This window comes from Phenylobacterium sp. (assembly GCF_020253645.1).
GTDB lineage: Bacteria > Pseudomonadota > Alphaproteobacteria > Caulobacterales > Caulobacteraceae > Phenylobacterium.
Window position 1 is genome coordinate 1 of record NZ_JADCBG010000067.1, and the last position, 3,398, is coordinate 3,398.

The window sequence follows — 3,398 nt, forward strand, 5'->3', positions numbered from 1 at the left end:
GGGCGTCGCAGTCCCAGGTGAAGCCGAATCCGCCGTGGAACTGGATCGCCCGGTCGGCGGCGAAGCTGTAGGCGACGTCCGCCGCCGCCTTGGCCATGCGCACGGCGATCTCGCCGGTTCCCTGCTCGTTGAAGCAGTGGGCGGCGCTGTAGAGGTGTGACCGGGCCTGCTCGTAGCGGGTGTAGGCGTCGACGATGGGGTGCTTCAGCGCCTGGTAGGCGCCGATCACCTTGCCGAACTGGGTGCGGGTGCGCAGGTAGTCCAGGGTGTAGTCGATGCAGGCCTGGGTCCCGCCCACCATGTCGGCGGCGGCGAGCAGGTTGGCGGCCAGGTGCAGGTGCTCCAGGGCCGCCCCGGCGCGCTCCGGGTCCAGCAGGCGATCCGCGGCGACGGTGATTCCGTCGAGGGCCAGGCTGAAGGACCGGCGGGTCTCGTCGATCACCGTCTCGCGGCGCAGGGCCCCCTCGGGCAGGTCTTCCGGAGTCAGCAGGACAAGGGCCGGGGCCCCGTCCAGCCGCACGGCGACGATGAGCCGGCGGGCGATCCCGGCGTCGGTGACCAGCACCTTGCGGCCGGAGAGGGCGAGGCGCCCGTCAGCGGACCGCGCGGCCGTCGCGGCGATGCTGTCTGGCTCCCAGTCGGTGTCGGGCTCGCCCAGGGCCAGGGTCGCGGGCTCGCCGTCGGCGATGCGCGGCAGGTGCTCCAGCTTCTGGGCCTCGGTCCCCGCCGCCAGCAGGGCCTGCGCCGCCAGGGTGGTGGAGACGAAGGGTCCGGCCATGAGGCGCCGGCCCATCTGCTCGACCAGGGGAACCACCTCGGCCAGGCCAAGGCCCGAGCCGCCATAGGCCTCGGGGATGGCCACGCCGAGCCAGCCCAGGTCGCCCATCTCGGCCCAGACCGCCGGGTCGTGGCCCAGCTCGTTCTCCATCAGGCGGCGCACGGTCGCCACCGGCGAGCGGCGCTGGCAGAAGTCCGTGGCGACCTCCAGGAGGGTCGCCTGGTCCTCCGAGAATCCGATCCGTCCCAGGTCCTTCATCGGGCGCGCCTCCTCAGGACTTCGGCAGGCCGAGCACGTGCTCGCCGACAATGTTGGCCTGGATCTGCGAGGTGCCCCCGCCGATCGTGGCCGAGAAGGAATTCAGGTAGTTCCGCGCCCACAGGCCGTTGTCCACCGCGTCCGGGTCGTCGACATAGTAGGCGCCGCGGGCGCCGGTCAGGCGGACAGCGAAGTCGTTGAGCCGCCGGGACATCTCGGTGCCCATCAGCTTCGAGGCCAGGGGGATGCCCTGGGGCCGGTCGGCGATGAGCTGGGGCACCTGGGTGCGCTGGCCATTGAGCTGGAGGGCCTGGATCTCCATCAGGAAGCCGACCATCTCGTCGGCCACGATCGGGTCATCCAGGACCGGGCGGCCGCCTCGACGGGTGCGCCGGGCCAGATCGAAGACGTCGAAGGCGTTGGCGCCCACCGAGACATAGCCGCCGGCCTGCCCGCCCCGGGCGCCGCGCTCGTACTCCAGGGTGCGCATGGCCACCTTCCACCCGCCGCCCTCGGGGCCGACCAGTCCCTCGGCCGGGGCCTTGGCGTCGGTGAAGAAGGTCTGGGTGAAGCCGTGCTCGCCGGTCAGCTTGCGGATCGGGACGGTCTCGATCCCCGGCGCCTTCATGGGCATGAGGAAGAAGCTCAGGCCGTCATACTTGCGCTCGGTGGAGGGATCGGTCCGGGCGAGCAGGATCATGTACTTCGCGTACCGCCCGAGGGTGGTCCAGATCTTCGAGCCGTTGACGACATAGTGGTCGCCCTTGCGCACCGCCCGGGTCTGGGCCGAGCCCAGGTCGGAGCCGTGGCCGGGCTCGGAGAAGCCCTGGCACCAGATGTCCTCGGCCGAGAGGATGCCCTTCAGGTAGGCCGCCTTCTGCGCCTCGGTCCCCATCTCGAGGATGAGGGGGCCCGCCCAGTTGAGGCCGATGGCGTTCAGCATGATCGGGCCGTGGTGCTTGCGCATGGCGCGGGTGGCGGCGGCCTGGAAGGCCTGGGGAAGGCCCCCGCCGCCATAGGCCTTCGGCCAGGCGGCGCCGAGGTAGCCGGCCTCCCAGACCCTGTTCTGCCAGTCGCGCAGGAAGTGGAACTGCGGGTCCGTCCCCACCTCCATGAAGGTCAGGGGCAGCATGAAGCCGGGGTCGCGCACGACGTTCTCGGCGAACCAGGCGTCCGCCTGCTCGGCGAAGGCGGCGAGGTCTTTTGGGTCAACTTCACTCATGATCCTGCTCCCGGGGGCCGGGCCCCCTCACTGTCTCCGCTCAGCCGGCCTGCACGGCCTGCTTCTCGCGGGCCCGGCGAAAGGCCGGACGCTCCTTCAGCCGCGCGAGATAGTCGCGGCAGCGGGGCTTGTAGCGCTCCGCCAGGCCCAGGGTCTCGCCCAGGAAGAGGGCGTAGTGCACGGCGATGTCGGCCATGGTGAAGCGGCCGGCGCAAAGGAATTCCCGGTCCTCGAGGGCGGACTCCACGCTGCGCAGGCGCGACAGGTACCAGACGGTGTAGTCCTCGGCGGCCTGGGGCAGCCGGCGCTCCTTCGGCTCCAGGCGCGTGTAGCGGAGCACGATGGTCTGAGGGAAGGTCAGGGTGGCGTCGCTGCGGTACATCCAGTTGAGGTACTCGCCATAGGCCGGCTCGGAGGGGTCCACCCTCAGGTCGGTGGGCGCGAACTTCTCGCCGAGGTAGTGGCAGATGCCCGTGGATTCCGTGAGGGTCAGGTCGCCGTCCACGAAGGCCGGCACCGTACCGAGGGGATTGATCGAGAGGTAGCCGGGATAGGACGCGCGGGGCGGGAAGGCCATGTTGACCAGCTCATATTCGGCGCCCAGCTCCTCCAGCGCCCAGAGCGGGCGGAGGGAACGGGCGTCGGCGCAGTGATAGAGCTTCATGGGCCTCCCCGGACTCTGAGGTCGTTCCATACAGCTTATTCAAATTTCGGCGGCAAGGAAGGGATGACGGTTGGTCTGGGCCGATCTGTCCGGTAATGCTCGCCCCCTGACGGAACAAGCAGGACCCGCGGCCAGCGGGCGGGGAGTTGCGATGACGGAAGTGGCGACGGGCGCGCCGAAGGGCGCGGAGACGCCGGCGGGACTGGCCTCGGTGGAGGCGGTGATGTCCATGCTGGCGGGATCCGGCTACATCGCCACCCCGGAGATCGCCACCGCCGTCTACCTGGCCCACCACCTGCGCAAGCCGGTCCTGATCGAAGGGCCCGCCGGGGTCGGCAAGACCGACCTCGCCCGTTCCGTGGCCCAGGGCCTCGACCAGCCCCTGATCCGGATGCAGTGCTACGAGGGCCTGGACGAGTCCAAGGCCCTCTACGAGTGGAAGTACGGCAAGCAGCTCCTCTACACCCAGATCCTGA

Annotated in this window: 4 protein-coding genes; 1 reads left to right on the forward strand and 3 read right to left on the reverse strand. The window is 70.3% G+C overall.

What is annotated here, in order from left to right; all coding sequences use genetic code 11:
* The 3 genes from INE98_RS05125 to INE98_RS05135 form a co-directional block, all read right to left on the reverse strand.
* On the reverse strand, window positions 1-1,036 hold a 1,036-nt coding region (locus tag INE98_RS05125), incomplete at its 3' end, for an acyl-CoA dehydrogenase family protein (protein WP_293537122.1).
* A gap of 13 nt (window positions 1,037-1,049) precedes the next feature.
* Window positions 1,050-2,258: an acyl-CoA dehydrogenase family protein gene (locus tag INE98_RS05130; protein WP_293537123.1), complete on the reverse strand. Its 1,209-nt coding sequence runs from the start codon at window positions 2,256-2,258 to the stop codon at window positions 1,050-1,052.
* Between the two features lie 40 nt (window positions 2,259-2,298).
* Entirely contained in the window at window positions 2,299-2,922 is a 624-nt protein-coding gene (locus INE98_RS05135) for a glutathione S-transferase family protein (protein WP_293537125.1), read from the reverse strand.
* Window positions 2,923-3,073: 151 nt separating this feature from the next.
* On the opposite strand from INE98_RS05135, the gene INE98_RS05140 reads away from it, so the two are divergent.
* A partial coding sequence (locus INE98_RS05140; protein WP_293537127.1) for a MoxR family ATPase occupies window positions 3,074-3,398 on the forward strand: 325 nt, incomplete at its 3' end.

Bases quoted from the DNA above. Each gene is read 5' to 3' on its own strand.
- INE98_RS05135 (WP_293537125.1), bottom strand. From the start codon at position 2,922: ATGAAGCTCTATCACTGCGCCGACGCCCGTTCCCTCCGCCCGCTCTGG.
- INE98_RS05130 (WP_293537123.1), bottom strand. From the start codon at position 2,258: ATGAGTGAAGTTGACCCAAAAGACCTCGCCGCCTTCGCCGAGCAGGCG.